At 68.1% G+C, this 25512-nt stretch carries 21 protein-coding genes; 12 read left to right on the top strand and 9 right to left on the bottom strand.

What is annotated here, in order from left to right:
- Nucleotides 1–334: 334 nt before the first annotated feature.
- Together HMPREF9056_RS02790 and HMPREF9056_RS02785 are read right to left on the bottom strand one after the other, a co-directional pair.
- Complete coding sequence (locus HMPREF9056_RS02790; protein ID WP_009402581.1) at nucleotides 335–3751, bottom strand: hypothetical protein; 3417 nt, start codon at nucleotides 3749–3751, stop codon at nucleotides 335–337.
- 138 nt (nucleotides 3752–3889) lie between these two features.
- On the bottom strand, nucleotides 3890–5266 hold the full coding sequence (locus HMPREF9056_RS02785; protein ID WP_009402580.1) for an anaerobic C4-dicarboxylate transporter: 1377 nt from the start codon (nucleotides 5264–5266) through the stop codon (nucleotides 3890–3892).
- 548 nt (nucleotides 5267–5814) lie between these two features.
- On the opposite strand from HMPREF9056_RS02785, the gene HMPREF9056_RS02780 reads away from it, so the two are divergent.
- The 5 genes from HMPREF9056_RS02780 (at nucleotide 5815) to rplI (ending at nucleotide 10300) form a co-directional block, all read left to right on the top strand.
- Nucleotides 5815–8349 carry a transglycosylase domain-containing protein gene (locus tag HMPREF9056_RS02780; protein ID WP_157184993.1) on the top strand — a complete coding sequence of 845 codons (2535 nt, stop codon included), beginning with the start codon at nucleotides 5815–5817 and terminating at the stop codon, nucleotides 8347–8349.
- A 250-nt stretch (nucleotides 8350–8599) separates the two neighbouring features.
- Nucleotides 8600–8887 (top strand): 30S ribosomal protein S6, encoded by a 288-nt coding sequence (rpsF, locus tag HMPREF9056_RS02775; protein WP_009402577.1) that lies wholly within the window; start codon nucleotides 8600–8602, stop codon nucleotides 8885–8887.
- Between the two features lie 27 nt (nucleotides 8888–8914).
- Complete coding sequence (locus HMPREF9056_RS02770) at nucleotides 8915–9508, top strand: single-stranded DNA-binding protein (RefSeq protein ID WP_009402576.1); 594 nt, start codon at nucleotides 8915–8917, stop codon at nucleotides 9506–9508.
- An 84-nt stretch (nucleotides 9509–9592) separates the two neighbouring features.
- On the top strand, nucleotides 9593–9829 hold the full coding sequence (rpsR, locus tag HMPREF9056_RS02765; RefSeq protein WP_003783656.1) for a 30S ribosomal protein S18: 237 nt from the start codon (nucleotides 9593–9595) through the stop codon (nucleotides 9827–9829).
- A 15-nt stretch (nucleotides 9830–9844) separates the two neighbouring features.
- Nucleotides 9845–10300, top strand: a complete 456-nt coding sequence (gene rplI, locus HMPREF9056_RS02760; protein ID WP_009402575.1) for a 50S ribosomal protein L9 — start codon at nucleotides 9845–9847, stop codon at nucleotides 10298–10300.
- Nucleotides 10301–10498: 198 nt separating this feature from the next.
- Here the strand turns inward: rplI and HMPREF9056_RS02755 are convergent, their stop codons facing one another.
- A complete protein-coding gene (locus HMPREF9056_RS02755; protein WP_009402574.1) occupies nucleotides 10499–11923 on the bottom strand; it encodes an MATE family efflux transporter in 1425 nt (474 codons plus the stop codon).
- An 803-nt stretch (nucleotides 11924–12726) separates the two neighbouring features.
- Between HMPREF9056_RS02755 and dnaB the strand changes: the two genes are divergently transcribed.
- Nucleotides 12727–14151, top strand: coding sequence for a replicative DNA helicase (gene dnaB / locus HMPREF9056_RS02750; RefSeq protein ID WP_009402572.1), 1425 nt, complete (start codon nucleotides 12727–12729; stop codon nucleotides 14149–14151).
- Here the strand turns inward: dnaB and HMPREF9056_RS02745 are convergent.
- The 5 genes from HMPREF9056_RS02745 to HMPREF9056_RS02725 form a co-directional block, all read right to left on the bottom strand.
- The gene (locus tag HMPREF9056_RS02745; protein ID WP_009402567.1) at nucleotides 14142–14936 is read right to left on the bottom strand and encodes a hypothetical protein; all 795 of its coding nucleotides are present in this window, start codon (nucleotides 14934–14936) and stop codon (nucleotides 14142–14144) included. The two genes, dnaB and HMPREF9056_RS02745, sit on opposite strands and share 10 nt — an antisense overlap.
- Nucleotides 14933–15991: an ATP-binding cassette domain-containing protein gene (locus HMPREF9056_RS02740; protein ID WP_009402566.1), complete on the bottom strand. Its 1059-nt coding sequence runs from the start codon at nucleotides 15989–15991 to the stop codon at nucleotides 14933–14935. The genes HMPREF9056_RS02745 and HMPREF9056_RS02740 overlap by 4 nt, the downstream gene beginning before the upstream one ends.
- On the bottom strand, nucleotides 15988–16338 hold the full coding sequence (locus HMPREF9056_RS02735; RefSeq protein ID WP_009402565.1) for a PadR family transcriptional regulator: 351 nt from the start codon (nucleotides 16336–16338) through the stop codon (nucleotides 15988–15990). Before HMPREF9056_RS02735 ends, HMPREF9056_RS02740 begins: the two co-directional genes overlap by 4 nt.
- A 64-nt stretch (nucleotides 16339–16402) precedes the next feature.
- On the bottom strand, nucleotides 16403–17209 hold the full coding sequence (gene thiD / locus HMPREF9056_RS02730; RefSeq protein WP_009402564.1) for a bifunctional hydroxymethylpyrimidine kinase/phosphomethylpyrimidine kinase: 807 nt from the start codon (nucleotides 17207–17209) through the stop codon (nucleotides 16403–16405).
- A 101-nt stretch (nucleotides 17210–17310) separates the two neighbouring features.
- A complete protein-coding gene (locus HMPREF9056_RS02725) occupies nucleotides 17311–17922 on the bottom strand; it encodes an NAD(P)-dependent oxidoreductase (protein WP_009402563.1) in 612 nt (203 codons plus the stop codon).
- Nucleotides 17923–18105: 183 nt separating this feature from the next.
- Here HMPREF9056_RS02725 and HMPREF9056_RS02720 point away from each other — a divergent pair, with 183 nt between their 5' ends.
- The 4 genes from HMPREF9056_RS02720 to HMPREF9056_RS02705 all read left to right on the top strand — a co-directional run bounded on the left by HMPREF9056_RS02720 (nucleotide 18106) and on the right by HMPREF9056_RS02705 (nucleotide 23547).
- Nucleotides 18106–18624 (top strand): helix-turn-helix domain-containing protein, encoded by a 519-nt coding sequence (locus HMPREF9056_RS02720; protein ID WP_009402559.1) that lies wholly within the window; start codon nucleotides 18106–18108, stop codon nucleotides 18622–18624.
- 180 nt (nucleotides 18625–18804) lie between these two features.
- Entirely contained in the window at nucleotides 18805–20808 is a 2004-nt protein-coding gene (locus tag HMPREF9056_RS02715; RefSeq protein ID WP_009402558.1) for an alpha-amylase family protein, read from the top strand.
- A gap of 57 nt (nucleotides 20809–20865) precedes the next feature.
- Nucleotides 20866–22551 (top strand): L-serine ammonia-lyase, encoded by a 1686-nt coding sequence (locus HMPREF9056_RS02710; protein ID WP_087942170.1) that lies wholly within the window; start codon nucleotides 20866–20868, stop codon nucleotides 22549–22551.
- Between the two features lie 201 nt (nucleotides 22552–22752).
- Nucleotides 22753–23547 (top strand): hypothetical protein, encoded by a 795-nt coding sequence (locus HMPREF9056_RS02705; RefSeq protein ID WP_009402556.1) that lies wholly within the window; start codon nucleotides 22753–22755, stop codon nucleotides 23545–23547.
- A gap of 77 nt (nucleotides 23548–23624) precedes the next feature.
- On the opposite strand, the gene HMPREF9056_RS14025 is transcribed toward HMPREF9056_RS02705, so the two are convergent.
- Entirely contained in the window at nucleotides 23625–23765 is a 141-nt protein-coding gene (locus HMPREF9056_RS14025) for a hypothetical protein (RefSeq protein WP_157184992.1), read from the bottom strand.
- Between the two features lie 506 nt (nucleotides 23766–24271).
- On the opposite strand from HMPREF9056_RS14025, the gene HMPREF9056_RS13375 reads away from it, so the two are divergent.
- Entirely contained in the window at nucleotides 24272–24721 is a 450-nt protein-coding gene (locus tag HMPREF9056_RS13375; RefSeq protein ID WP_009402552.1) for a DDE-type integrase/transposase/recombinase, read from the top strand.
- Between the two features lie 351 nt (nucleotides 24722–25072).
- Nucleotides 25073–25450, top strand: a complete 378-nt coding sequence (locus HMPREF9056_RS02690; RefSeq protein WP_009402551.1) for a transposase family protein — start codon at nucleotides 25073–25075, stop codon at nucleotides 25448–25450.
- Nucleotides 25451–25512 lie beyond the last annotated feature (62 nt).

Below are 25512 nucleotides of genomic sequence, written 5' to 3'. Positions count from 1 at the left end.
CGCGACCGCTCTCAAGCGGTCGCGCCCCGTTTCGCGTGGAGGATCCTTCTGCCTCGGGCCACCCTCCACGGCATATCGCCTGGGCGATCCCGTCAACCGTCGGATCGGACAAGGGGGCCACGTCATGATCGACGTCGAGGAGCGCCGTCAGTGAGATGGCCCGGCTGGAGTGTGAAGGTTGAGGCGATTTCAGTGAGGCTTGGTGGATTCTTCGTGTGAAGGTCGGTGAGCTTCGGCGTCGGACATGCGTATGGGGACAGAACGCACGTGGGGGACAGGAATCCTGTCCCCCACGCGTGAAATGTCCCCTGTCAGTGAGCGGAGGACGCCGGGCTCAGGCCAGCGAGGGCTGGAGGCCGAGCGTGCCCACGAGGTGCTCGCGGTAGGCCGGGGAGCTGACCCTGTCCAGCCAGGCCCGGGCCTCGGCCAGACGGCCCTCGATGCCCAGGCGCTCGATGACCTCCTCGTTGTTCTCCGCGGTGTAGAAGCGGGTGAGATCCTCAATGGCCTGGTGGGCCTGGCGGGTGTCGCGGGCGACCTTGGCATCCAGGCGCGCCGCGTACCACGACGAGTTCAGGATGTTCTCGCGCTCGAACAGGGCGCGGAACTCCGGGCTCGTCAGGTTCCAGCCCTCACGGGAGGTGCCGTCGATCATGATCTCCAGCAGGGCCCGCAGCGGCGGCACGGCCCACTCGATGGAGCCGTCGGCCCGGTAGTGCTCGGCCACCACCTTGTGCGTGGTGACGATGATGTCCACCGAGTCGGCGAAGACCGCCTCGTCCTGCAGCTCGGGACGCAGCATCTCCTCGGTGAAGACGACGTCGGGGTGCAGGAAGATCCGCCCGAAGAAGGTCGAGGCGAAGGCCTGGTTCATGCGGTAACCCAGGCGCGAGGCCTGAACGGTGCGGCCCTCGTGCTCGAAGTCCTCGATGCGCTCGAGGTAGCCGCCTTCGATGAGGCTGCCGGCGTCGCGCTCCTCGGTGCTCATACGGGAGAAGATCTCCGGGATGAGCAGCGAGATGTCGTGGGCCACCTGGACCTTCGGGCCGATGTAGCCGGCCGAGGACAGCCAGCCGTCGTAGCCGCTGAGGGCGTAGGACAGCAGGGCCGCGTTGAGGTCGTAGATGGCTGGCAGCGCGTTGAACGGGGACTTGGTGAGGGCCCCCTCGCTGCCGGCGCCCGTGGTCGAGGGGGACTTGCCGGTCATGGAGGAGATGAACTCCATGAACAGCTCGGGCAGCTCCATGTAGTGCAGCGGGTTGTAGGCGCACAGCGGCGGAACCCCGTCCTCGGGCGGGTTGTTGCGGCGGCCGGCGGCGACGACGTCGACGCTGTGGCGCAACGGCATGTCCAGAGGTACGTCGCGGAAGAGATGGTTGGTCAGGTCCGCCAGTGTCACGTCCTTCGGGTTGGCGATGTCGGGGCGCACCTGGAGGTAGCGCGGGTTCTTGGTGGGGGTCCCGTTGACCAGACGCGGGTCGGCCGTGGAGACCCAGTAGGTCTCCTCGGCGGGGTCCTCGGCCTCGGGCAGGTCGGCGGCACGGGCCACGAGGTCCTGCATGGGCTGGGTGAAGCGGGACAGGCCGGGGGCGTCGGCGGCCATCGCCCGGGCGTCGTCGGGCGTGAGCGGCTCGAAGTTCGAGATGAACAGGTCCGCCTGAGGGTCGGACATGTCCGACTCGGTCTGCTTGTCGTAGCCGCGCACGATGGCGTCGTCGGGCCGCTGGAAGAGCAGGGACTCGCAGTTGGTGACGAACTTGCGCGACAGCGGCGAGTCCGGGGTCGACACCAGGCCGCCGGGCGCCACGATCGAGGCGGTGATGTCGTCCTCGGTCTGGACCTTGGCGGCCGGGGAGAAGTCCGGGCGCAGGGACAGCAGGCGCCAGGCGCCGTCGTCCTCGAAGCCCACGCGCAGCATGTTGACCTTGATGACCTCACCGTCCAGGCGCAGGGAGTTGCCCTTGCGGCCGTTGATGATGCCCACGGAGAAGTGGCTGCGCCAGTCCTGGCCCCAGCTGGGCTGGTAGAAGCGCTTGACGGTGAAGATGAGCTCCTTGATGTGGGCCGGGATCGACTCCAGGAAGGCGTTGTACTCGTCGGTGTACAAGGGCGACGGCGTCAGCAGCTTGATGACGCTTCCCAGCGAGCGGCGCTCGGAGAGGATCGAGCGGTGGTTGTCGCTCTTGTTGGCCGGGTCGACGAAGCGGTTGGCGTAGTTGCCGTCGAGGATCCTCTGGACGGTGTCGAAGTCCTCGTCGACGTCGCCGACGTAGGCCTCACCGAAGACGAAGGCGTCCAGGAGGGACTTGGAGATCTCCGACTTGCCGCCGCCGGAGACGGTGGCCGGCTTGTGGGCCTGCGTGGACCAGGGGGCGGTGCCCACCAGGTGCCACTGGGTGGCGTCGCCCTCGCGGTGCTTGGCGTGGATCCGGTAGCCGTTGGGGGCCACATAGGTGTTGCTCACCAGCAGCGGGATCGAGGTCTCCTGACCGTCGGAGCGGGTCCAGGTGATCGTCTGGTTGCGCATCGAGTAGTGGGCGCCGGCGGGGACCAGGACCACGGTCGGATCGTCGATGGCGACGGCGGAGCCGTCCTCGCGCACCTCGAAGCGGCCGGGATTGCGCTCGACGACGTGCTCGAGGGTCAGGCCCTCGGGCGTGTGGGTGTCGGTGTACTCCTGGCTCAGGTTGTAGCGCGGGTATGCGACGGCGCCGCCGGCGTGCTCCTCCTCCACGCAGCCGAAGAGGTTGGCCGAGTACCCGATCTGGGTCTTGACCTCCTTCTTGCAGTAGCCGAAGTAGTTGTCCGCGATGACGGTGACGATGACGCCGCGCTCGTCGCGAGCCACGCACTTGAAGGCCTTGCCGTCGTTGTAGAGCTCGTCCTCGCTCTTCCAGCACTGGCCGTCGCGGCGCTGACGCTCGGTGGCCTCCTCCCAGGAGGGCAGGCCCAGCTCCTTCTTGGTCAGGGTGGTCAGGTGCGGGGCGAGGATGACGCAGCCGGTGTGGCCGGTCCAGGACTCCGGGGCCAGGGAGGAGTCGTTCTCCGGCAGGTAGGGGTCGCCGCCGTTGCCGAAGATGCCCTCGACGAAGTCCAGGTTGGAGACCAGGCCGCCGGGGGCGATGAAGCGGATCTCCATGGAGCGCTCGGCGGAGAAGCCGGGGACCTCGGGCACGACGACGGGGCGCAGCAGCAGGGACACGAAGCAGCGTGCCGGGTCCTTCTGCCTCGAGGCCCACGGCAGCGTCAGCAGGTCCTCGGGGGCCTCGACGGCGTGGGCCAGCAGACGGGCGAAGACGTCGCGTGGGACGGCGATCTTGTCATCGGGGATCGGCAGGCCCCCCTCGGCGACGTGGAAGACGCCGGCGGTGGTGCGGCGGTCGTTGCGGGGGTTGTGCAGCACGCCGCCGAGCACCTGAAAGCTCTCGACGTAGTCGGAGGTGAAGCTGGTGGAGTCCGCCGGCAAGGACAAAGCCCGCGCCAGGCCGGGCTGGTCCAGGACGAAAGTCGAGCGCGGCAGCTGCGGTGCGGCGGCCGCGCCCTCCAGGTAGGAGTCGAGGAAGGTCTGGATGCGCTGGTCGGCAGCGCAGGGGCGGTGGGCCAGTCGGCGGGAGAGCTCGCGCTGGCGCGCCAGGATCGGGGACATGAGAAGGTCCGCCTCACTCTGCTCGACCTGTGCCGGGGCGGAGATCCCCAGCAGCTCCAAACGCAGGGCGATGGCGGAAGTAGTGGCCGCGTCTGTAGTTGTCATGGCACGAGCCTAGCCAGACGCGCTGACACGGTCCTGTTACGTTCTGCCTAGAAAGACGTCTTCAGCGGTGTGTTCGACGTCGCACCCGCCGGCCGGTCGTTCACCGTCCGTATCCGCCGGCAGGCGTCCGCCGAGCGCTCACGACAGGATCAACTGGGACAGGGCGGTGCCCACGAGGCAGGAGGTGAGGACCCCGATGAGCCCGGGCACCAGGAAGGAGTGGTTGATGACGTACTTGCCGATGTGCGTGGTGCCGGTGGGGTCGAAGCCGATCGCCGCCAGGTCCGAGGGGTAGGTGGGCAGGATGAAGTACCCGTAGGAGGCACCGATGAACCCGACGACGACGACCGGGCTCACCCCGAGCGACAGGGCCATGGGAGCGACGATGAGCAGGCCGGCCGCCTGAGAGTTCACCAGCTTGCCGATGATGAACAGCACGATGGCGTACATCCACACGTGGTGGGACAGGACGCCGGCGAGGCTGTGCTCCAGGTCCTTCAGGTGGGCGTGGACAACCGTCTCGGTCATCCAGGCGACCCCGAAGATGGAGAACATGGCGGTGGCTCCGGCCTTGAACACGGCAGTGGAGGCGATCTTGCCGGCCTGCACCTTGCAGGTCAGCAGGATGAGCGCCCCGGCGGCGAGCATGATCATCTGGATGACCAGGTTCATGCTCAGGCGCTCCATCTCGCCGCCATCGCCCGTGGGGAACTCGGGACGCAGCACCTCGAAGGCGCCCAGGACGACGACGGCGGCAATGGCTCCCAGGAAGATCCAGGTGGCGCGGTAGGCCTCGGGCGGGAACACCTTGCCGATGAGGGTTTCGGAGCTGGAGCGGACGGCGGCGCGGAACTCCGGGTCCTCCAGGCGCTTCTGATACTCCTCGTCCTTGTCCAGGTCCTTACCCCGGCGCATCGACCACAGGGCGGCCAGGAGCACCCCGCACAACGACGCCGGGATGGAGATCGCCAGGATCTGGAGGACCGACCAGTGCCGGTCGGTGTTCTTGGCGATGATGGAGACGATGGAGACCGTGGCGACCGAGACCGGCGAGGCGGTGATGCCCATCTGGGCGGCGACCGAGGAGGCGGCCATGGGGCGTTCGGGTCGGATGTCCTTCTTGATGGCGATGTCCGCGATGATCGGGAGCATCGTGTATACGACGTGGCCGGTTCCGCACAGGACGGTGAGGAACCAGGTGACGCACGGCCCCAGGACGGTGATCTGCTCGGGATGTCGACGCAGGACCCGTTCGGCCATCTGCATCATGACGTCCAGGCCGCCGGACTGCTGGAGGGTGGCGGCGCATCCGATGACGGCCAGGATGGTGAGGATGACGTCGACAGGAGCCTCACCCGGCTCCAGGCGGAAGCCGAAGACGAGGACCAGCAGCCCGATCCCGGCGATGAGACCGAGGGCGATCCCGCCCTTCTTCGCCCCGATGATGAGGCAGGTGAGGATGATGACGACTTGAAGGATGATGCTGAGGGTCTGAAGGGCTGAGCTGGCGTCCATGACGGATCTCCCCAGTGAGCTGGACGGGCGATAGCCGGCGCTCCTCGAGCAGGCGAGGAGCTGATGTGCGGAACTGACACCCTGTCAGTGCCGTGCCTAGTGTCTCACCGTCAGTCGAGGACCATTGTCCTGGTTGACATCGGCTGTTTTCGGGGCGCTTCGCCCCGGCTGGGCGCGAACTCACATTCTGTCTCCGCAGGATCCGCCGTCGGCACTCAAAGCCCGTAAGCATGCTGGTCAGAGCCGATCAGGTGGAGTTAAGGTAACGCTGAGCAGGAGCGTCATGGCCGTTTCCCAGGCATACGGCGCTACCGTCACTCCCCACTGTTCCCCCATACTGGACCGCAGTCGACGCCCGGTGCGGCCTGTCCGCAGCGACTGCGCTTGATCGCCGTCGACAGTCTTTGCAGGACGGCGATCAGCGCCCAAGTCGGCGTCGACAGCCAATATCGGTCATGATGGGACCCTAAGCCGCAACCGGAGCGTTATCCCCCGCGCCGTCGTGGCACCCGGTCATCTCCATGACAGTCAACCGAAACGAGGAGCGCGTGGCAGAAGGCACGAACGGGGGCGGACCCAGCCGCCCCGTCGGCAAGAAGCTGACCCAGGTGGCCAGCGCCGGTCGGCAGGCGCTGAGCAGGGCCTCGGGGTCTGGCGGAAAGTCCGGAAAAGGTCGCAAGCCCTCGCAGGCCGAGCGATCCAAGGACGCCGCCCCGGGGCGCAAGCGCCGTTTCTTCAACTACCCCCGCGCGGGCAAGGGCAAGATCCATCGCTGGATCCCCAGCTGGCGATTCGTCCTGGGCACCTTCCTGCTGGGAGTCCTGAGCCTCATCGGTGCCTTCATGTGGGCCTACAACACCATCAAGGTCCCCAAGCCCAGTGAATTCGCGCTCGCGCAGAGCTCCACCGTCTACTACGCCGACGGTTCGACGGAGATGGGGAAGTTCGCCGAGATCGACCGCGTCTCCGTGGACGCCTCCACCCTGCCGGACTACGTGGGCAACTCGGTAGTGGCCTCCGAGGACCGCTCCTTCTACTCCAACCAGGGCGTCGACCCCAAGGGCATCGCTCGCGCCCTGGTGAACAACCTGCGCGGAGGCGACACCCAGGGCGCCTCGACGCTGACGCAGCAGTACGTGAAGAACTACTACGTCGACACCACGAGCTCCTACAGCGGCAAGTTCAAACAGGCCATCATGGCCATCAAGATCGATCGGGAGAAGTCGAAGAAGGACATCCTGGGCGACTACCTCAACACGGTCTACTTCGGCCGCGGTTCCTATGGCATCGAGGCCGCCTCGAAGGCCTTCTTCGACAAGTCCGCCAAGGACCTCAGCCCGTCCGAGACCGCGCTCCTGGCGGGGATCCTGCCGTCCCCCAGCGCCTGGGACCCGGCCGAGAACCCCGAGAAGGCCCAGGAGCGCTGGTCGCGAGTCCTGCAGTTCATGGCCGATGACGGCTACATCACCCAGGAGCAGTACAACACCGCCAAGCAGGCGGGCATGCCGCACACCATCGAGCCCCAGACCAAGCAGGTGTATGCCGGGAGCAACGGCTACCTGCTCCAGATGGTGCGCACCGAGCTCCAGGACAAGGCCGGTCTCTCACCCGAGCAGATCGACACCGGTGGCTTCAAGATCGTCACCACGATCAACAACAAGGATCAGACTGCTGCCGCACACATCATGGAGGACCAGCAGCGATTCGGAGGGGCCTCGCCGAACCTGCGCAAGGCGCTGGTGTCCATCGATCCCACGACGGGGGGCCTTCTGGCGCTCTACGGCGGGGAGAACTATCTGACCAGCCAGGTCAATACGGCGACCGATGCCATCGCTCAGGCCGGCTCCACGTTCAAGCCCTTCGCACTGGTGGCCGCCCTGGAGAACGGGTGGGCTCTGGAGAGCACCTACCCGGCCACCTCGCCGATGACCATTGAGGGGCACGAGTTCCAGAACTTCAAGAACGTCTCCTTGAAGTCGGCCAGCCTGACCCAGGCCACGGAGCAGTCGCTCAACACACCCTACCTCCAGCTCAACCAGGACCTGTCCAACCAGGTCGATCCGCAGGCGACGGCTGAGGTCGCCAACCGTGCCGGCTATCCCAAGAACACGGCTGGACTGAAGTCCGATGAGGAACGGGAGTTCGTGCAGAACGTCCTGGGATCGGCCTCGCCGCACACCATTGACATCGCCTCGGCGTACTCCACCTTCGCCGCCCAGGGAGTCAAACGTGACCCTCACATCGTCGCCACGGTGAAGAACCCTGACGGCAAGGACCACTACACGGCTGCGACCGCCGGGAAGCGGGAGTTCGAGGAGGACGTCATGTCGGAGACGACCTATGCCCTCGAGCAGGTCGTCTCCGGCGAGAACGGCAGTGCGGACAAGGTTGAGGCCGCGATGGACCGTCCGGTCGCCGCGAAGACCGGGTCGTCATCGGACAACAAGTCCGCCCAGTTCGTGGGCTTCACCCCCCAGGTGGTCACTGCGGTCACCCTCTACCAGACCGGTGATGACGGTGCGGAGGAGTCGATCACGCCCTGGGGCGAGTACGACGAGATCACCGGCTCGACCTATCCGGCGGACATCTTCATCGACTACATGAAGGTCGCCCACGAGGGGCTTGAGGTTAAAGAGTTTCCCGAGCGGGCGGTGATTCCTCCGACGCGCGGCGGCAGCACTGAGAAGCCCACCGCCGAGCCGGAGGATGAGGAGACTCGGGTCCCCACCGGCCAGCCCGAGGAGACTCAGGCCCCCACCGCCGAGCCCACGCCCGAGGCGACGCAGCAAGGTACGCAGCCAGGTGGCGAGCAGTCTGCCCCTCCCACGAGCGGAGACGACTTCGGCAACGGTGACGGCAACGGTAACAATAACCGCGGCGGTGCCGGCGGGGAGCAGGGCGACGACGACAACAACCGCAGGGGTGCCCCCGGTGGGGATAACGACGGCAACAACAACCGCGGAGGTAACAACAACGGCGACAACAACAACAACGGGGGCAATAATCCTGGAGGAAATAACAACGGCAACGGTGGCGGCGCACAGCAACCGGCCGCGGTCAACCCCCGAGGCGGCGTCAGATAGGTCGGTCTTCCGATGTGGCTGAGGCCTGCGTTCCCGTAGGTACCTGACGGTGGGCCGATGACGTGTTGCATGGCACGTCGTCGGCCCACCGTCTCGGCTTTCAGGGTCCACGGGTTGTCCGGTAATGTGGCGAACTGGCTGCGTCGTCGGGCGGACGAGCCTTTTTCCGCCGGATGGTGCGCCGCACGCATCACCCTCCTGTCACGGAAGGACCGTGACCGCCACAGACCAGAGGAGGTGGGTACCAAGCATGCGTCACTACGAGATCATGATCATCCTCGACCCCGAGACGGACGAGCGCACCGCCAATGCGACGCTCGAGAAGCTGCTGCAGGTCGTCCCCAGCAACGGGGGCACTGTGGACAAGGTCGACATCTGGGGCAAGCGCCGGCTGGCCTACGACATCAAGAAGAAGTCCGAGGGCTTCTACGTCGTCGTGGACATGACCACCACGCCTGAGACCGCCCAGGAGCTCGACCGCCAGCTCGGTCTCAACGAGACCGTTCTGCGCACCAAGCTGCTGCGTCCCGAGGCCTGAGCCTCTACCGGGAACGGAGACAACGCCATGGCCGGAGACACCATCATCACCATCGTCGGGAACCTCACCGCGGACCCCGAGATGCGCTTCACGCCCTCCGGGGCAGCGGTGGCCTCCTTCACCGTCGCCTCCACGCCGCGCACCTTCGACCGCCAGGCCGGCGAGTGGAAGGACGGGGAGACCCTGTTCATGCGCTGCTCGATCTGGCGCGACGCCGCGGAGAACGTGGCCGAGTCACTGACCAAGGGCACGCGCGTCATCGTCCAGGGCCGACTGGTCCAGCGCTCCTTCACCACCCGTGAGGGTGAGAACCGCACGGTGGTGGAGATGCAGGTCGATGAGATCGGCCCCTCCCTGCGCTACGCCAAGGCCCAGGTCCAGCGCCAGCCCCGCGGGGGCGGTCAGGGCGGCTTCGGCGGTGGCCAGGGCGGACCTCAGAGTGGTGGCTTCGGCAACCAGGGCGGATACAACCAGGGCGGCCCCCAGCAGGGCGGCTACAACGGCGGTGGCGGCTTCGGCGGCCAGGGCCAGTCCGGGTACAACGCCCCCGCCGGCGGCGCCGCGGACGACCCGTGGGCCACGGGCGGATCCACCTCCTTCGGTGACGAGCCCCCTTTCTGAGCCGCGACGTCGTCGACCCGTTCCCACACAATCACACTTTTCATCTCGTAGAGCGCCCAGGCGCTCAGACCAAGGAGTACCACCATGGCGAAGCCCCAACTTCGCAAGCCGAAGAAGAAGGTCAGCCCCGTCAAGGCCATCAAGGTCGGCACCATCGACTACAAGGACACCGCCACGCTGCGGAAGTTCATCTCCGACCGCGGCAAGATCCGCGCCCGTCGCGTCACCGGCGTCTCCGTCCAGGAGCAGCGCAAGATCGCCAAGGCCGTGAAGAACGCCCGCGAGATGGCTCTGCTGCCCTACTCGAGCTCGGCTCGCTGATCGGAGGCTCGCGCAATGACCACCAAGCTCATCCTCACGCACGACGTCTCCCACCTCGGCTCCGCCGGCGAGGTCGTGGAGGTCAAGGACGGCTACGCCCGTAACTACCTCCTGCCCCGCAAGTTGGCCACCCCGTGGACCAAGGGTGCCCAGCGCCAGATCGACCAGATGACCGAGGCGCGCCGCAAGCGCTCCATCGAGTCCCTCGAGCACGCCCAGACCGCGCGGGCCTGGCTGCAGGAGAACGTCGTCACCGTCTCCGCCACCGCCGGTGACAACGGCCGCCTCTTCGGCGCCGTCACCACCGCGACCCTGGCCGACGCCGTCAAGGCCGCCGGCGGCCCCGCCGTCGACCGTCGCAAGATCCAGGTCGTGCCGCCGATCAAGTCGACCGGCCGTCACAGCGCCTCCGTGCGCCTGCACGCCGACGTCGTGGCCCCTCTCGAGGTCAACGTCGTCCCCGCGCGCTGAGCGCCGGGCATCCTTCCGCCGTCGGGCCGGGCCTCCTTTCGGGAGGTACCCGGCCCGACGACGTCGTGCTGACGTCCGGTTCGTAGGGTAGGTCGCGCGTTCGTACCCTCTACCCCTCGAACGCGCGACCTACCCTACGAACGCGCGGGAGGATCTAGTGGGATAGGTAGTGTGGGGAAGGACGCGGCGAGAGGCCGATCAGTGGCGCCAGGCGGTGCCGCGGGCACGCAGGTAGGTGGTGGCGCCGCGGGCGGCCATGAAGACCCAGGCGAAGGCGATCCACAGCAGCACCAGGCCGGACGCCGAGCCGTCAGCCCCCGGCAGTGCGCCGCCTCCGATGAGCAGCGCGAGCGGGACGTAGGGTGCCAGCGTCAGCAGACCCGCCCAGGCCAGGTAGCGGCCGTCGCCGGCGCCCATGAGCACGCCGTCGAGCAGGTAGACCACTCCGGCCAGCGGCAGCGCGCTCGCCGCGACCAGAAGCGTCGGGGTCGCGGCCACGATGACGCCCGCGTCCGAGGTGAAGGCGCGGGGCAACCAGGCTGCGCCCGCCGCCATGAGCACCCCGATGAGTACGCCGGTCCCGGCGCCCCAGGCCAGCATCCGCCGCAGGAGCTCGTCAATGGACCAGCCCGCCGTGGCTGAGGCGGTCCGAGCGTCCTCCTCGGTGCCGGTCGCGGCGTCGGTCGTGGCCGAGGCATCCCCGGCTCTCTGCGCCCGCCCCAGGGCAGTGCCAATGAGCGCCTGCGCCGCCACGGCCAGCGCGTCCAGGGCGAAGGCTGCGAAGGTCCACAGGGCGTTGACCACCTGATGCGCGGCCAGCGACACGTCCCCGAGCGCCGTCGCCGCCCACACGGTCGCCAGGATCGCCACCCTGAGGCTCAGGGACCGGATGAGCAACGGTGTCCCGCTGCCCAGCGAGGCCCGCAGACCCTCGCGATGGGGGAGGAGGCCGACGTCGGCCGCTCGGGCCTCGTGGACGATGGGGCGGGCCAGCGCCAGCGCCATGACCGTCTGCGCGATCGCGGTGCCGGCGCCCGAGCCCGCGATCCCCATCCCGACGCCGTAGAGCAGGATCGCATTGACGACGACATTGAGGACCGCCCCGGCGGTCGCCACGACGAAGGGCGTGCGCGTGTCCAGCAGGCCGCGCAGTACGCCGGTGGCCGCCAGGACCACGAACATGCCCGGCAGCCCCGGGCAGGAGGCGCGCAGGTAGGCGACGGCGGCCTGGGCCACCGGGCCGTGGGCTCCCATCACCTCAGTGAGCCAAGGGGCACCCACTCCGAGGAATGCTCCCGCCCCCAGCCCCAGCAGGAGCGCCAGCCACATCCCGTCGACGCCGGCCCGCAGGCCCTGCGTGCGCCGGCCCGCCCCGAACAGGCGCGCCGTCGTCGCCGTCGTGGCGTAGGCCAGGAAGACGAACAGGCCCACCGTCGTCGTCAGGATCGTGGAGGCCAGCGACAGGCCGGCCAGGCTCACCGCACCGAGGTGACCGACCATGGCCGAGTCCGCCAGGACGAAGAGCGGTTCGGCGATGAGTGCCCCCAGCGCGGGCAGGGCCAGGGACAGGACCTGGTGGTTGAGGCTGGTGGAGGCGGGGCCGGTGTCGAGCACGGCCCCCATTGTGGACCAGGGGCGGGCCTCACAAGGGCATCGCAAGGTTCCGACGCCCTTGAGCGCGTGGGGTGGAGCCGCACGGGTCCCGGCTCACTCGACGGCTCCTGCCGTCACCACGCGTCGGCGCACGTGCGAGCCGGGATCGAGCACCGAATGCGTCTGCTCCGAGGTGGTCCTCGCGACTCTTCACGATCAGGTTGAGGATGAGGTCGAAGGGGCGGGTCGTGGACGTGACTGAACCGACTGCGCACCCCGATTCTCCTGGGGGATCGCACAACTATTCCTCCTTGCGGAAAGTACTAGAAGTCTGAACAGACGCTGAAGATATGCTCGGTGGGGCCACTGTCCGGGCGAGGTGGGGGAGTCTGGGGATAACTGGCGAGGACCACCCTGTAGGAGAACGACAAACGGTGTGGACCTCAAGTCGAACGTGATGTTTGTCCACAGGTTTACCCACTTGTCCACAGATCACATTGTGATGTCGTGGGAAGTACCTATAGGAAGCCTGAACTCACAAATCGCTGTCATATCACGGGAAAGTAGCCTGCTGTTGGTACGGCCGCTCCAGGAGCACACATCTGTGTCCACAGCGTATCCACCTCTGTCCCCAGGCTTCGGGGGTCTTCCCACAGGAGGGGTGCCGATATCCCCAGCGCCGGTGAACTTGAGAGTTTGCGAGGCCTCTTCGATGGCGTTATCGTCACGCGCGCGCTCCACGCGGGCGAGCGTCTTCCCGGTGCGGTACGACGTCGTCAGGAGCGGTAGGACGGGCCGGGACCAACCGGCGTGACAGTGCGGAAGGTGGCCGGATGGACAACGGCATGGGCGGGCAGACCGGCTCGGACAGTGCCGGCGGCGGAAGCGTCCGCACCGACAGCTCCGCCTTCGACCGCCTCCCACCCCAGGATCTTGAGGCCGAGATGGCCACGCTCGGCGGCATGCTCCTGAGCAAGGAGGCCATCACCGACGTCATCGACGTCCTGCGGGGCCCGGAGTTCTACCGCTCGGCCCACGAGTCGATCTTCGACGCGATCGTCGAGGTCTACAACCGCTCCGAGCCCGCCGACCCGCTCATCGTGGCCGACGAGCTCTCCAGGCGCGGCGAGCTCGAACGCATCGGCGGCGCACCCTACCTGGCCTCCCTCATGGCCACCGTCCCCACCGCCGCCAACGCCGGCTACTACGCCCGCATCGTCAAGGACAAGGCGCTCATGCGCGGCCTGGTACAGGCCGGCACCCGCATCACCCAGCTGGGGTACTCCACCGACGCCGGCGACATCGCCGAGCTCGTCACCCTGGCCGAGGCCGAGGTCTACTCGGTGGCCCACCACGACGGCGAGAAGGAGGACTACGTCGCCGTCTCCGAGCTCCTGGGTGAGGCCAACCTTGAGATCGAGGCCGCCCAGAACCGCGACAACGGGGCGCTCACCGGTGTCCCCACCGACTTCATCGAGCTCGACGAGCTCACCGGCGGGCTCCACCCCGGCCAGATGATCATCGTGGCCGCGCGCCCCGCCATGGGTAAGTCCACGCTCGCCGTCGACTTCTGCCGCTCGGCCTCGATCCACCACGGCATCACCAGCTGCTACTTCTCCCTGGAGATGGGGCGCATGGAGCTCATGATGCGCATCCTGGCCGCCGAGTCCAGCGTGGACATGAACAAGCTGCGCGGCTCGCGCCAGATGGAGGACCGGGACTGGACCGACGTCGCCGTGGCCTACAACCCCGTCTCCAACGCGCCGCTGTTCATCGACGACTCGCCCAACCTCACGATGCCGGAGATCCGCTCCAAGGCGCTGCGCATGAAGCAGCAGCATAACCTGGGGCTCATGGTCATCGACTACCTCCAGCTCATGAGCTCGGGCAAGCGGGTCGAGTCGCGTCAGCAGGAGGTCTCCGAGTTCTCCCGGTCCCTCAAGCTGCTGGCCAAGGAGCTGGAGATCCCGGTCATCGCCGTCGCCCAGCTCAATCGCGGCCCGGAGCAGCGCACCGGCAACAAGCCCCAGATGAGCGACCTGCGCGAGTCCGGCTCCCTGGAGCAGGACGCCGACATCATCATCCTGCTCCACCGCCCGGAGTACTACAACAATGAGGAGCGCCCCGGCGAGGCCGACATCATCGTGGCCAAGCACCGCAACGGGCAGACACGCACCATCCCGGTGGCCTTCCAGGGGCACGTCTCGCGCTTCGCCAACATGGCGCGCGACGTCACCCCCGAGCCCGCCTACGAGTAGGCCGGCCGGGCGCCGTCGGGAGCCGGGAGGCGCACCGTGCGCAGGCGCAGGATGCTCACTGTCCAGCTCGTCGTCGTCAGCAGGAGGGCCATGGCCGCGCCGTGTGCCAGTCCACGGTGCAGGTAGGCGCCGGCGTCTGGCCCCAGGTTCTCCACGACGACGCTGGCCAGCTCCCGGGTCGACCACAGTGGCAGGATGCGGGTCCAGCCCTCGGAAGGGTCGACGAGGACCTGGACCGCCATGACCGACAGCAGCAGGAGCGCGCCCTCCAGATCCCTCGGGACCAGGGCGGCCGCCAGCGAGCCCAGGGGAGTGGCCACGGTGGCCGTCAGCAGCAGCATGACCGGTACCGCGCCCGGGTGGGTGAGCTCATCGCCGATCGTGGTCAGGACGAGGCAGCTGTAGAGCAGACTGAGGACCCACCCCAGGCTGAGGATGGCGAGGTAGCGGCCCAGCAGCAGGACTGTCGGCGGCGCCCCGCTCACGGTGAGACGGCGGTCCACCGACCGGGAGGAGACCTGCGTGAACAGTGCCAGAGTCGCCACGGCCCATCCCAGCCCGATCGACAGGAGCCGGATGGCGGTCCAGTGCGTCTCCAGGCGCACCAGGTAGAAGGTCAGCGGCAGGAGGGTCGCCAGCGCGAGGGCGCCGCGTCGTCGGGTGAGCTCGCGCAGGGTGATGAGAGCAACGAGGGCAGTGGTCGCCGCTGTCGGCCGGGATCGGGTGCCCTTGGTGTGAGGCAACTCGGGCGGCGACGTGGGTGACTGAGGAGACTGGGTGCTCATGCGGGTTCCTTCCGCCATGTTGATCGGGATGTCCATCGGGGCATCCGGCGGGCGCTGTCCTGCGGGGCCGGTAGCTCGACGACGCGGTCGACCAGGTCGACGTCGCGCAGCAGGTGGGTGACCAGCAGGACGCCCGCGCCCGAGGCGCGCCAGGCCGAGATGAGTGCCCACAGGTCCTCGTAGGCCAGGGCGTCCAGGCCCTGGTAGGGCTCGTCCAGCAGGAGCAGGTCGGGTGCGTCGAGCTGGGCGAGGGCGACGTTGAGCTTCTGCTGGGTCCCGCCTGAGAGCGTTCCGGCGGTCTGGCCTCCTTTAGCGGTCCAGCCCAGGCGGTTCAGGAGCCGGTGACCTGTCGAGACCGACCGGCGCCGGCGCATGCTGCGCGCCGCGCCGAAGATCCGGAGGTGCTCGTCGACCGTCAGTAGCGGCGCGAGGGAGTCGAGCTGAGGCGCATAGCCGAAGCGCGGTGTTCTCTCGATGTGTCCGCCGCTCGCGCGCAGCAAGCCTGCGCAGAGCTGGAGCAGGGTCGACTTGCCGGCGCCGTTGGCTCCGACGACGGCGACGACCTCGCCCTGGCGCACCGTGAGGTTGATGCCGGACAGGACCGTGCGGCGACCGCGACGTGCGGAGACGTCCGTCAGGCGCAGGACCACGGGGTCTGTGGGTGGAGGCGCGGTTGACGCGGCGGATGAGGTGGTGTGGGAGAGGGGTGCCTGCTCGGCGGTGCTGGTCGGGGCCTTCCAGTTGCTGACGGCGGTGAGGCCGGTTGTGCCGAGGTCGGCAGCAACGTCGGCCAACGAATCGGACGGGGCCGGGGCGGGTGCCGTTGCCTGGTAGTCGCGTAGGGCAGAGGCGACCTCGCGGGCGTAGAGGACCGCCGGACCGTACAGGTCCTTGGGCTGTACGCCGGCCGCCTCTACCTCGGCGCGGGTCGAGGCGACCGTGCGCACGACCTCGGAGGCCGGCAGACCGCGAGTGGTGAGCTCCGCCTCGAAGCCTCGGTACCAGTCGGCTGTCGCGTCCGGTATGGGGCCCCTCGCTTCCTCGGATCGGCTCATGAGGGAGCCTCCGTGCGTACCTTCCGACCCTCGATGAGGGTGCCGACCGCTGTGGAGAAGGTCCGCCACTCGGTCCGTCGTGCGGCGAGCTCCGTGCGTCCGGTGTCGGTCAGCTCGTAGTACTTGCGGGCCGGTCCGGAGGTGGAGGGGCGCCAGGAGACTGCGACGAGACCACGCTTCTCCATGCGCATGAGGGCCGGGTAGAGCGTGCCGCCGGGAACCTCGTCCAGGCCGGCGGCGGCGAGCCGCTGAACCAGGGACAGGCCGTAGTCGGCGTGCTCGGCCAGCAGCGAGAGCAGGCAGGGTTCCAGGAATCCGCGCAGGAGACGGGCTGTTGAGGTATCCACGGTACATAGATTACCTAGTTACTAGGTAATCTATCTACTGGAATGTGTGTGCGCCCCGGTTCGCTCAGGCCGGCTGGTACTCGCCCTGGTAGACGTAGAGGAAGGGCATGTTGCCACGCAGCCCGTGCCTGATGGAGGAGGAGACGACCTCCTTGGCGGTGACGGCGGCCTTGAGCGGGTCGGCGCCCTTGGCGAGCTCGGCGGTCACCGCGGCGGCCAGGGTGCAGCCGGCGCCGTGGACGCGCTCGGTGCCCACGGCCTCGACCTCGAGGACCTCCAGGGTGGTGCCGTCGTAGAAGACGTCCAGCGCGGTACCGGTGCCCAGCGACGGGCCGGCCTTGGCCAGGACGTTGGGGACGCCCTGGTCGTGGATGCGCTTGGCGGCGTCCTTGAGCTGGGCAACCGTCGTAATCTCCTCCATGCCCGCCAGCGTGGCGGCCTCGAAGAGGTTCGGGGTGGTCATCGTGGCGCGCGGCAGGATCTTGGAGCGCAGGGCGTTGTCGACCTCGAGCGCGCCCCCGAACTCCTGACCCTTGCAGATGAGGACCGGGTCGAGCACCACGGTGGGGAAGTTGTAGGTCTCCAGAGCCTGCTCGACGACGTCGATGGTGGGGGCCGTTCCCAGCATGCCGATCTTGACGGCGTCAATGCGCGAGTGGACGGCGGCGCAGGTCTCGATCTGGTCGGCGATGACGGCTGGCTCCACCGGGACGAAGCGGTGGTTCCAACCGTCCTTGGGGTCCATGGAGACGATGCAGGTCAGGGCCGTGCAGCCGTAGACACCGAGAGTGTGGAAGGTCTTGAGGTCGGTCTGGGCGCCGGCGCCGCCCGAGGCCTCGGAGCCGGCGATGGTCAGGGCGATGGCAGTCATGGGTCAAGCCTGCACCGTGCGGAGCGCACCGGCCAAGCCGGACCCGTCGCATGGCATGGAACCGGTCCGGCTTGGTGAGGGTGCTGTGAGTGGCCGTGGACTCAGACGTTGGCGATGGTCCAGCGGTGGCCGCGATGGGTGTCCTTCTCGGCCTCGTCCACCAGGGCAACGGCGAAGTCGGCCACGGAGATCTCGCTGCCCACGGGCTCATCCGTGCCCTCGACGTAGCTGCCGGTGCGGGGCCTGTCGGTGAATCCCGGGGCGGGGGAGAGCAGGGTCCAGCTCAGAGCGCCGCCGGCCTCGCGGTAGAGGTCGAGGACCTCGGAGAAGGCCAGGGCCTCGGCCTTGTACTCCTCGGGGAACCCGGGGCCGTCCACCAGGCGGGTGCCGTCGGGGGCGAGCAGTGAGCCGGCGCCGCCAACGACGATGAGTCGGCCGGTGGGAGCGGCCGCGATGAGGGCGCGGTGGGCGTCGATGACGGGCTGGGCGGACTCGCCGCGGCCTGCGGAGACGGCGATGACGGTGGCGTCAGAGCTGTTGACGAGGTCGATGACGGCCCGGGTGTCGGCCAGGGTGAGGCTGACGTCCTGCGCGGCGCCCTCGGCGTGGCGGCCCGAGCGTGAGGCGGAGACGACGTCGTGGCCGCGGTCGGCGGCCTCGGTGACAGTGGCCGAGCCGACCATGCCGGTTCCTCCGATGACGGCGATCTTCATGACTTCCTCCTGGTGGGTAGGGTGCTGTGTGAGGCGAGTGGTCCGGCTGGCGGTTCCTCGTGATGACTCGATGGTATGATTGAGATACTGAGTACCTCAAAGTAACTAAAGGAGTGTGTTGTGTCACGAGCTGGGGGACTCATGACCGAGCGGCGACAGACAGTACAAGGCGGCGCCAGCAGTATGGGGAGCACTGGCAGCACCGGCTCTGCTCGCGGTACCGACACCGTGGGCGTGGAGGGTGCGGTGGAACCACCCACAGACGGATCGAAAGAGGCTGCTCCTCGGCAGAGCGCCCAATGCTGTGCCGTTCCAGTCGGTGATGGGCCTCAGGCCGCGGTCTTCGACTTCGACATCCTCTCGCCCGCCTGCCCGTCGCGCACCGTGCTGCGCCACGTCGTCGACCGCTGGACCCCGCTGGTGGTGACGGTGCTGGCGGACGGGCCGAGCCGCTTCGGCGAGCTGCGTTCGCGAGTCGGTGGGGTGACGCCCAAGGTCCTCACCCAGACGTTGCGATCCATGGAGCGCGATGGCCTGGTGACCCGCACCCAGCTGCCGGGCGTGCCGCCGCGCGTCGACTACGAGCTGACCGACCTGGGTCGCAGCCTTCAGGCCCCCATCGGCGCGCTGCGCACCTGGATCCACACTCATTCCGCCCAGATCCTGGCCCACCGCGAGTCCTACGACGCCGTCGAGTCCTGAGATCTTGACGCTCGCGGGGCCCCAGCGTGCCCGCCTCTGCGGTTGGAAATTTTCGACGCCGTCGGGGACGGAATTCCCGCCCCGTACGCATGACATGTCCCCGCCTGATTGAGAACGCCCCGCCGGCGGGAGGTGAGGAAATCAGTACCGCGGCGGCGTCGAATCGGGGACCATGGATCCATGAGCGCCATCACTCCCCTCCCCGCCTCCCTCGATGACATCGTCTTCCACGTCCTGGACCCGTTGGAGGCCGCAGAGCGCGACGTCTTTCTCACGCGCGCGGAGGCCTGGTACCCCGACCTCCTCGACGGACTGACCACCCTCTACGATGAGGCCGCCGAGGACACTGCCCTCAACCTGCTGGTCATGGCCGCCCGGGCCTACGCGGAGCGCGAGCACGAGCTGCGCCGCCTGGACCTGGCCCGCACCCTCGACCCCGCCTGGGCGCAGCACCCCGGCCGCGTCGGCTACGCCGCCTACACCGAGCGCTTCGCCGGCACCCTGCGCGGCGTGGAGGATCGCATCGACTACCTGCGCGAGCTGGGCGTCACCTACCTCCACCTCATGCCCCTGCTCACCCCGCGCCCCGGCGACTCCGACGGCGGCTACGCGGTGGCCGACTACCGCACCGTGCGCCCGGACCTGGGCACCATGGACGACCTCGAGCACCTGACCGGCGAGCTGCGCGCCGAGGGCATCTCGCTGGTGGTGGACCTCGTTCTCAACCACGTGGCCGCCGAGCACGAGTGGGCGGCGCGGGCGCGCGCCGGCGAGCAGCGCTACTGCGACTACTTCCTCATCTTCCCCGACCGTACCGAGCCCGACGCCTACGAGCGCACCCTGCCGGAGGTCTTCCCCGACTTCGCCCCCGGCAACTTCACCTGGGACGACGACGTCAACGGCTGGGTGTGGACGACCTTCAACTCCTTCCAGTGGGACCTCAACTGGCGCAACCCCCGCGTCATGTCCGAGTTCGCCGACATCGTCCTGGACCTGGCCAACCGCGGCGTCGAGGTGCTGCGCCTGGACGCCATCGCCTTCACCATCAAACGCAAGGGCACCGACTGCCAGGGCCAGCCCGAGGTCCACGCCATCACCGAGGTCCTGCGTGCCCTGACCCGCATCGCCTGCCCCGCCGTCGACCTCAAGGCCGAGGCGATCGTCGCCCCCACCGAGCTCCTCCAGTACCTCGGCCAGGGCAGGTACACCGGCAAGGTCTCAGACCTGGCCTACCACAACTCCCTCATGGTCCAGGTCTGGTCCATGCTCGCCGCGCGCGACACGACGCTGGCCGTTGAGGCGCTTCAGAACCTACCGGTCGAGCCGTCCACCGCCACCTGGATCACCTACCTGCGCTGCCACGACGACATCGGCTGGGCCATCGATGACGACGACGCGGCCGCCGTCGGCCTCAGCGGCTACGACCACCGGGCCTTCCTCGCCGACTGGTACAGCGGCGACTACCCCACCTCCGACGCCGCGGGCCTTGTCTTCCAGCACAACCCGGCCACCGGGGACCGGCGCATCGCCGGGACGGCCGCCTCACTCATCGGGATCGAGGCCGCCGCCGAGGCCTGGGAGGGCATCACCGACGAGACCCCCGAGCACAGGGCGGAGTCGCTGTGGACCTGGCGCGAGGAACGGATCCACGCCCTGCGCACGGCCCACGCCATCCTCTTCGGGTGGGGCGGCATCCCCGTCCTGTGGAGCGGGGACGAGCTCGCCCAGCCCAACGACCCCAACTGGGACACCGAGCCCGGCCACGAGGCCGACTCGCGCTGGGCCGGGCGGCCCCGGCTCGACGAGGCCCGGCTGGCCAACCGGCACGACCGCTCCACCGTCGAGGGGCGCGTCTTCACCGACCTGGCAAGGATGGCGCAGGTACGTGCGAGCCTGCCCCAGCTCGACGCCGCCGTGCGCACCCAGGTCCAGGACGTCGACGACCCGGGGGTGCTGGTGACCTACCGCGACCACCCGCGCGGCAGCTTCGTGGGCGTGTACAACGTGACGCCGCAGTGGCGCTCGGTGGCCGCCGACCAGCTCGCCCGGCTCGGGGTCATGGGGGCCACCGACGTCCTGACCGACACGGTCCCCTTCGGCTCCACCTCGCTGGACGGGGCGGGCGACGGCCGCGTGCCGGTGCCGCCCTACGCCGCCTGGTGGCTGGTGCGCCCGACGGACTGACGGGGCGGCCGGCGCTGTAGTTGGGTCCCGGGCGCCGGGCCGTGCATCATGGAGGACATGACCCGCCCTAGCCTCTCCACCTCGACAGATGCCCCTGATTCCGTGGCTGGTTCGGCGACCGCGGCGGCCACGACGGAGACCGGCATCGCGACCACTGGGCTGTCCGCCTTCGCCCCCGACACCACTCTCATCTCCACGGCACTGGACTCGGCCACGCCCGCCGCACTCCTCGCCGGGGCGATCGACGTCGAGCAGGCGCCCCGCCCGCTGAGCGTCTTCGACCTCATGCGCATCGGCATCGGCCCCTCCTCCTCCCACACCGTGGGCCCCATGCGGGCCGGCCGCGCCTTCGGCCGGGCTCTGGCCGAGGCGGTCCGCCCAGGCGGCGCGGGGGTGTCCGAAGGCGAGTGCGACTCCCGGGCCGGTGGCGCCGGCCTCCCGCAGCCCACCCGCGTCACCGTCGAGCTCTACGGCTCCCTCGGCGCCACCGGTCGCGGGCACGCCACCGACCGCGCCGCCGTCATGGGAATGGCCGGCTACGAGCCCGAGACCGTCCCCGCCGTCGTGTGTGAGTCCCTCATGGAGGAGGTCGAGGCCGCCGGGGAGCTGGTGGTCGACGGCGTCGGGCCCGTCCCCTTCAGCCCTGGCGCCGACATCCACTTCCTGCCCGGCCGGGTCCTGCCCTACCACGTCAACGGCATGACCCTGACCGCCTACTGCGCTAACGGTGCCGAGATCCTGCGCCGCACCTATTACTCCGTGGGCGGCGGCTTTGTCATGGAGGACGTCGGCGTCCCCGGATCGCCGTCGATCCAGGCCCTGGCGACCGCCTCCACCACCGAGGCCCACGCCACCCCTGCGCCCTTCCCCTTCACCACATCGGCCGCGATGCTCGCGATCTGCGAGCGCGAGGGACTGAGCGTGTCCGAGGTCGTCCTGGCCAACGAGCTCTCCGCCCGCAGTCGTGACGAGGTCATGGCCTACCTGGACCGCCTGCGCGCCACGATGCGCGCCTGCATCGAGGCCGGCATGAGTGCCGAGGGCATCCTGCCCGGCGGGCTCGGGGTGCGCCGGCGCGCCAGGGCCCTTCACGAGCGGCTACGTACCCAGTCGACCGGCCCGGCCGCCGCCTTCGCCATGGCCGACCCGCTGCGCGGCATGGACTGGGTGGACCTGTTCGCGCTCGCGGTCAATGAGGAGAACGCCGCCGGGCGCCGAGTCGTCACCGCCCCCACCAACGGTGCGGCCGGCATCGTCCCGGCGGTTCTGGCCTACTACGAGCGCTTCATCCCCGGGGCCGACGACGACGGCGCCCGCCGCTTCCTGCTCGCCGCCACCGCCGTGGGCGGGCTCATCAAGACCAACGCCTCGATCGCCGGGGCCGAGGTGGGATGCCAGGGCGAGGTCGGATCGGCCTCCTCGATGGCGGCCGCCGGCCTGGCCGAGGCCCTGGGCGGGACGCCCGCCCAGGTGGAGAACGCCGCTGAGATCGCCATGGAGCACAACCTGGGGCTCACCTGCGACCCCGTGGGCGGGCTCGTCCAGATCCCCTGCATCGAGCGCAACGCGGTGGCCGCCGTCAAGGCCATCAACGCCGCCCGCATGGCCTTGTGGGGTGAGGGTCGGCACGCCGTCAGCCTCGATACGGTTATCGAGACGATGCGCCAGACCGGCGAGGACATGCTCGCCAAGTACAAGGAGACCTCCCGCGGCGGCCTGGCCGTCAATGTCGTGGAGTGCTGATCTGTGCGGAATCGATGGGTCGAGATCTGCACCATAGGAAGCGAGATTTAGTACCGTTCGGTGGGATTGTGTATTGGTCGGAATTCGATCCTTCGGATGCCGGATCGTGATCTTTCTGCAGAATGGCTTGACGGTCGGTGATGATGCGAGGAAGATAACGGAGTGCTTACGGAGACGTAGGCTTCCACCTAACTATCCCCTATGGATGCGACCCACATCATGACCATGCCTTATTCTTCCGATGCCCCGTCCAGTGTGGGCACCGAGAACGTCACAGACTTCATGCTTGCGCCAGGCGAGACCTCAGTTTACGGTCAACAGTTCCTGGTCTCCCTTGTTGCCCCGTACCTCAAGGGGCAGATGATGTGCTCGAGCTCGAGGTTCGTGTACAAGGTGCCGAATACTCTTCTGGGTATTATTCCCGTGGGTACCGATGAGAACACCGTTCCCGTCAACTCGATTTCTGCGGTGTCAACGAGTACTCGATTCAAGGTTGGTCGTGCCATCCTGGCCGTGATCTTCCTGATCGCTGGGCTGGCGTACATCGGTAGCAGCCCCTTGGGGGGAATCATCCTGGTCGCGCTGGGCATCGTCTTCGGGCTGACGGCGCTTTCCTCGGCTCTTGTGGTGACGAACCATGCTGGAGGCTCGTTCGGTATCGAGGTCTCGCTGATCGATAACGCCAAGCTCAATACCTTCAAGACCGAGCTGCAGAACCGTGTGTTCGCCGACCGGGAGGCCATGCGTCACGGTGAGGCTCAGGACCTTCGGATGCAGTCCCTTGCCATGCAGCAGATGCAGCTCGCCCAGATGCAGCAGGCACAGTTCCAGCAGGGTATGCAGCAGCAGGCGATGCAGCAGCCTCAGGTCCAGCAGGGCCAGCAGCCGGCTCAGCTGCAGCAGGGCCAGCCCGGCTACTCCGAGCAGTTCCCGCAGCAGCAGGCGCAGCAGATGCCTCCGGTTCCACCGCCGCCGAACCCTGGCCAGGCTCAGTAACAGAAATCTACCGCTCACGTGACGGCGGGGGCCGCAGCGTCGTGCGCTGCGGCCCCCCACCTTCGTCCTCGGCCCGCTCAGCTGCTCTGGGCGGTGCTGGACTGGCTGCTCGACTGAGTGTTCTGGTTGCTCTGGTTACCGGGCTGCTGGCCGCTGGGCGGCACGTGGTCAGTCTTGGCGCCGTCATCGCGATCATGACGCCAAACCAGCGGCGACATGCTTGCCACGTGCAAGGAGACTTCCCGCGGCGTCCTGACCGTCAATGTCATGGAGCGTTGAGGCGGCCTCCGGTCCGGGCCATCACAGGGAGCGAACCCGGGCGGGCCTGGTCCTGCTCTGTGTGGATCGTCCCGGGTGTGGTGGAGGGCCTGATTCCACGGACGGATGATGATCATGCCAGCACATCCCGATGAGCTCAAGGAATGTGCGGTCCGGTTGTGCCTGGACGCGTTGAAGGATCCCCAGCGAGCTCGAGGCCGCTTCAAGCGGGTGGGCGACCAGCTCGGCATCAACTCCGAGACGCTGCGAGGCTGGGTTCGCCAGGTCCAGGTCGATGCCGGTGACCGCCCCGGCACGATTACCGCGGCCGCCGCCTTGAACGAACGGATCCTGGCCCTGCGAGAGAGAGGATCTACGCGGTCCTCGGGTCGCGCAAGACCTGGCGATTGCTCAATGTCCAGCAAGGAGCGGCCGCCCGTGGCCCCCTAGCACGGTAGAGCGACGCATGCGAGCCCTGGGACTGTGCGGTATCGGGCCGGAAAGGTCAATCCGGACCACGAGACCGACGAGCTGCACCGAGCAGCCCGAGGACCTGCTCCGACGCGACTTCACCGCAGACAGACCCAACCAGTGCTGGGCGGTGGACTTCACCTATGTCCGCACCCGGTCAGGATTCTGCTACCTGGCCTTCGTTGTGGACCTGTTCTCCCGTCGAATCGTCGGATCGGCCACAGCAGCCGGACGAATACTGAATTCGTGCTCGGTGCCCTGGAGCAGGCGATCTGACAATGCAAGGACCGTCAAGGTCACAGCCTCACAGGTCTCGTACACCACCGGCGACCACGGGTCGCAGTACCTGTCCATCACCTACTCCGACCGCGGCTCCTGGGAGGGGATCGATGCCTTCACTGGCCAGGTGGCTCGTCTTACGACTACGCCGCGGCCGAGGCCCTGAGCAAGCCCTACGAGCGCGAGCTGATCTGGACCCGATCATGAAGGACCGCGACGACCTCGGTCGACTGGTACAACCACACCCACCCTCGCCGCAACAACAACTACGACTGTTCTCCAGCCGATGCTGAGATGCACTACTACGATCAACCCCACGCCGCGATACCCACCGCAGCGTGACTACACCCTCAAACACGAAGAGCTGGATATGCTCGCAAAGTACAAGGAGACTTCGAGGCTTATTCGTAGGGGTGTTTAGGGTGTTTAAGGGGGGTGTGTCGCTAAGTAGGGTGGCGGCTTGCTCTTGAGAGAGTTTTGGTGTCTAAGCCAACTCAACCAAGAACAAACCGTTGCCATGAATAGTAGCACGAGGATCACTCGCAGCGAGGTTGTGGACCTGTGCGAGACCATTCACGTCGCGAATCCCGACCTGCCGGCGTTCGGGGCGAGGGTGCTGGGGCTGTACCTGTGCGTGCGCCTGACACTGACGTACCTGAGGCACAACCTGTCCCAGGGGCTTCTCGCCGAGGTCTACGGCGTCTCGCAGGCGACCGCCTCCCGAGTCGTCACCGCCTACGCACCCCTGATCGCCCGGGCTTTGGAAGTCAGTGTGCCGACTGTGGAGGACCTGGATCCCACCGTGCAGCTGATCGTCGACGGCACCCTGCTGGAGTGCTGGTCCTGGGCCGACCACCCCGAGCTGTACTCCGGCAAGCACAGGACACCGGAGTGAGCGTCCAGGTCGCCTGCACCCCTCTCGGGCCGCCTGGCGTGGGTGTCCGACCCCCACGACGG

The organism is Actinomyces sp. oral taxon 170 str. F0386 (genome assembly GCF_000195595.1).
Taxonomy (GTDB): domain Bacteria; phylum Actinomycetota; class Actinomycetes; order Actinomycetales; family Actinomycetaceae; genus Actinomyces.
Note: the sequence above shows the minus strand (reverse complement) of the source record. Positions and strands in the feature narration are given on the sequence as shown.

What these genes read in the sequence shown, in the direction of transcription:
- HMPREF9056_RS02770 (WP_009402576.1), top strand. Translation starts at nt 8,915, where the DNA reads ATGGCCGGAGACACCATCATCACCATCGTCGGGAACCTCACCGCGGAC.
- rpsF (WP_009402577.1), top strand. Translation starts at nt 8,600, where the DNA reads ATGCGTCACTACGAGATCATGATCATCCTCGACCCCGAGACGGACGAG.
- HMPREF9056_RS02790 (WP_009402581.1), bottom strand. Translation starts at nt 3,751, where the DNA reads ATGACAACTACAGACGCGGCCACTACTTCCGCCATCGCCCTGCGTTTG.
- HMPREF9056_RS02715 (WP_009402558.1), top strand. Translation starts at nt 18,805, where the DNA reads ATGAGCGCCATCACTCCCCTCCCCGCCTCCCTCGATGACATCGTCTTC.
- rpsR (WP_003783656.1), top strand. Translation starts at nt 9,593, where the DNA reads ATGGCGAAGCCCCAACTTCGCAAGCCGAAGAAGAAGGTCAGCCCCGTC.
- HMPREF9056_RS02720 (WP_009402559.1), top strand. Translation starts at nt 18,106, where the DNA reads ATGGGGAGCACTGGCAGCACCGGCTCTGCTCGCGGTACCGACACCGTG.
- HMPREF9056_RS02705 (WP_009402556.1), top strand. Translation starts at nt 22,753, where the DNA reads ATGGATGCGACCCACATCATGACCATGCCTTATTCTTCCGATGCCCCG.
- HMPREF9056_RS02785 (WP_009402580.1), bottom strand. Translation starts at nt 5,266, where the DNA reads ATGGACGCCAGCTCAGCCCTTCAGACCCTCAGCATCATCCTTCAAGTC.
- HMPREF9056_RS02755 (WP_009402574.1), bottom strand. Translation starts at nt 11,923, where the DNA reads ATGGGGGCCGTGCTCGACACCGGCCCCGCCTCCACCAGCCTCAACCAC.
- HMPREF9056_RS02745 (WP_009402567.1), bottom strand. Translation starts at nt 14,936, where the DNA reads ATGAGCACCCAGTCTCCTCAGTCACCCACGTCGCCGCCCGAGTTGCCT.
- thiD (WP_009402564.1), bottom strand. Translation starts at nt 17,209, where the DNA reads ATGACTGCCATCGCCCTGACCATCGCCGGCTCCGAGGCCTCGGGCGGC.
- HMPREF9056_RS14025 (WP_157184992.1), bottom strand. Translation starts at nt 23,765, where the DNA reads ATGTCGCCGCTGGTTTGGCGTCATGATCGCGATGACGGCGCCAAGACT.
- HMPREF9056_RS02690 (WP_009402551.1), top strand. Translation starts at nt 25,073, where the DNA reads ATGAATAGTAGCACGAGGATCACTCGCAGCGAGGTTGTGGACCTGTGC.
- HMPREF9056_RS13375 (WP_009402552.1), top strand. Translation starts at nt 24,272, where the DNA reads ATGCGAGCCCTGGGACTGTGCGGTATCGGGCCGGAAAGGTCAATCCGG.
- dnaB (WP_009402572.1), top strand. Translation starts at nt 12,727, where the DNA reads ATGGACAACGGCATGGGCGGGCAGACCGGCTCGGACAGTGCCGGCGGC.
- HMPREF9056_RS02710 (WP_087942170.1), top strand. Translation starts at nt 20,866, where the DNA reads ATGACCCGCCCTAGCCTCTCCACCTCGACAGATGCCCCTGATTCCGTG.
- HMPREF9056_RS02740 (WP_009402566.1), bottom strand. Translation starts at nt 15,991, where the DNA reads ATGAGCCGATCCGAGGAAGCGAGGGGCCCCATACCGGACGCGACAGCC.
- rplI (WP_009402575.1), top strand. Translation starts at nt 9,845, where the DNA reads ATGACCACCAAGCTCATCCTCACGCACGACGTCTCCCACCTCGGCTCC.
- HMPREF9056_RS02725 (WP_009402563.1), bottom strand. Translation starts at nt 17,922, where the DNA reads ATGAAGATCGCCGTCATCGGAGGAACCGGCATGGTCGGCTCGGCCACT.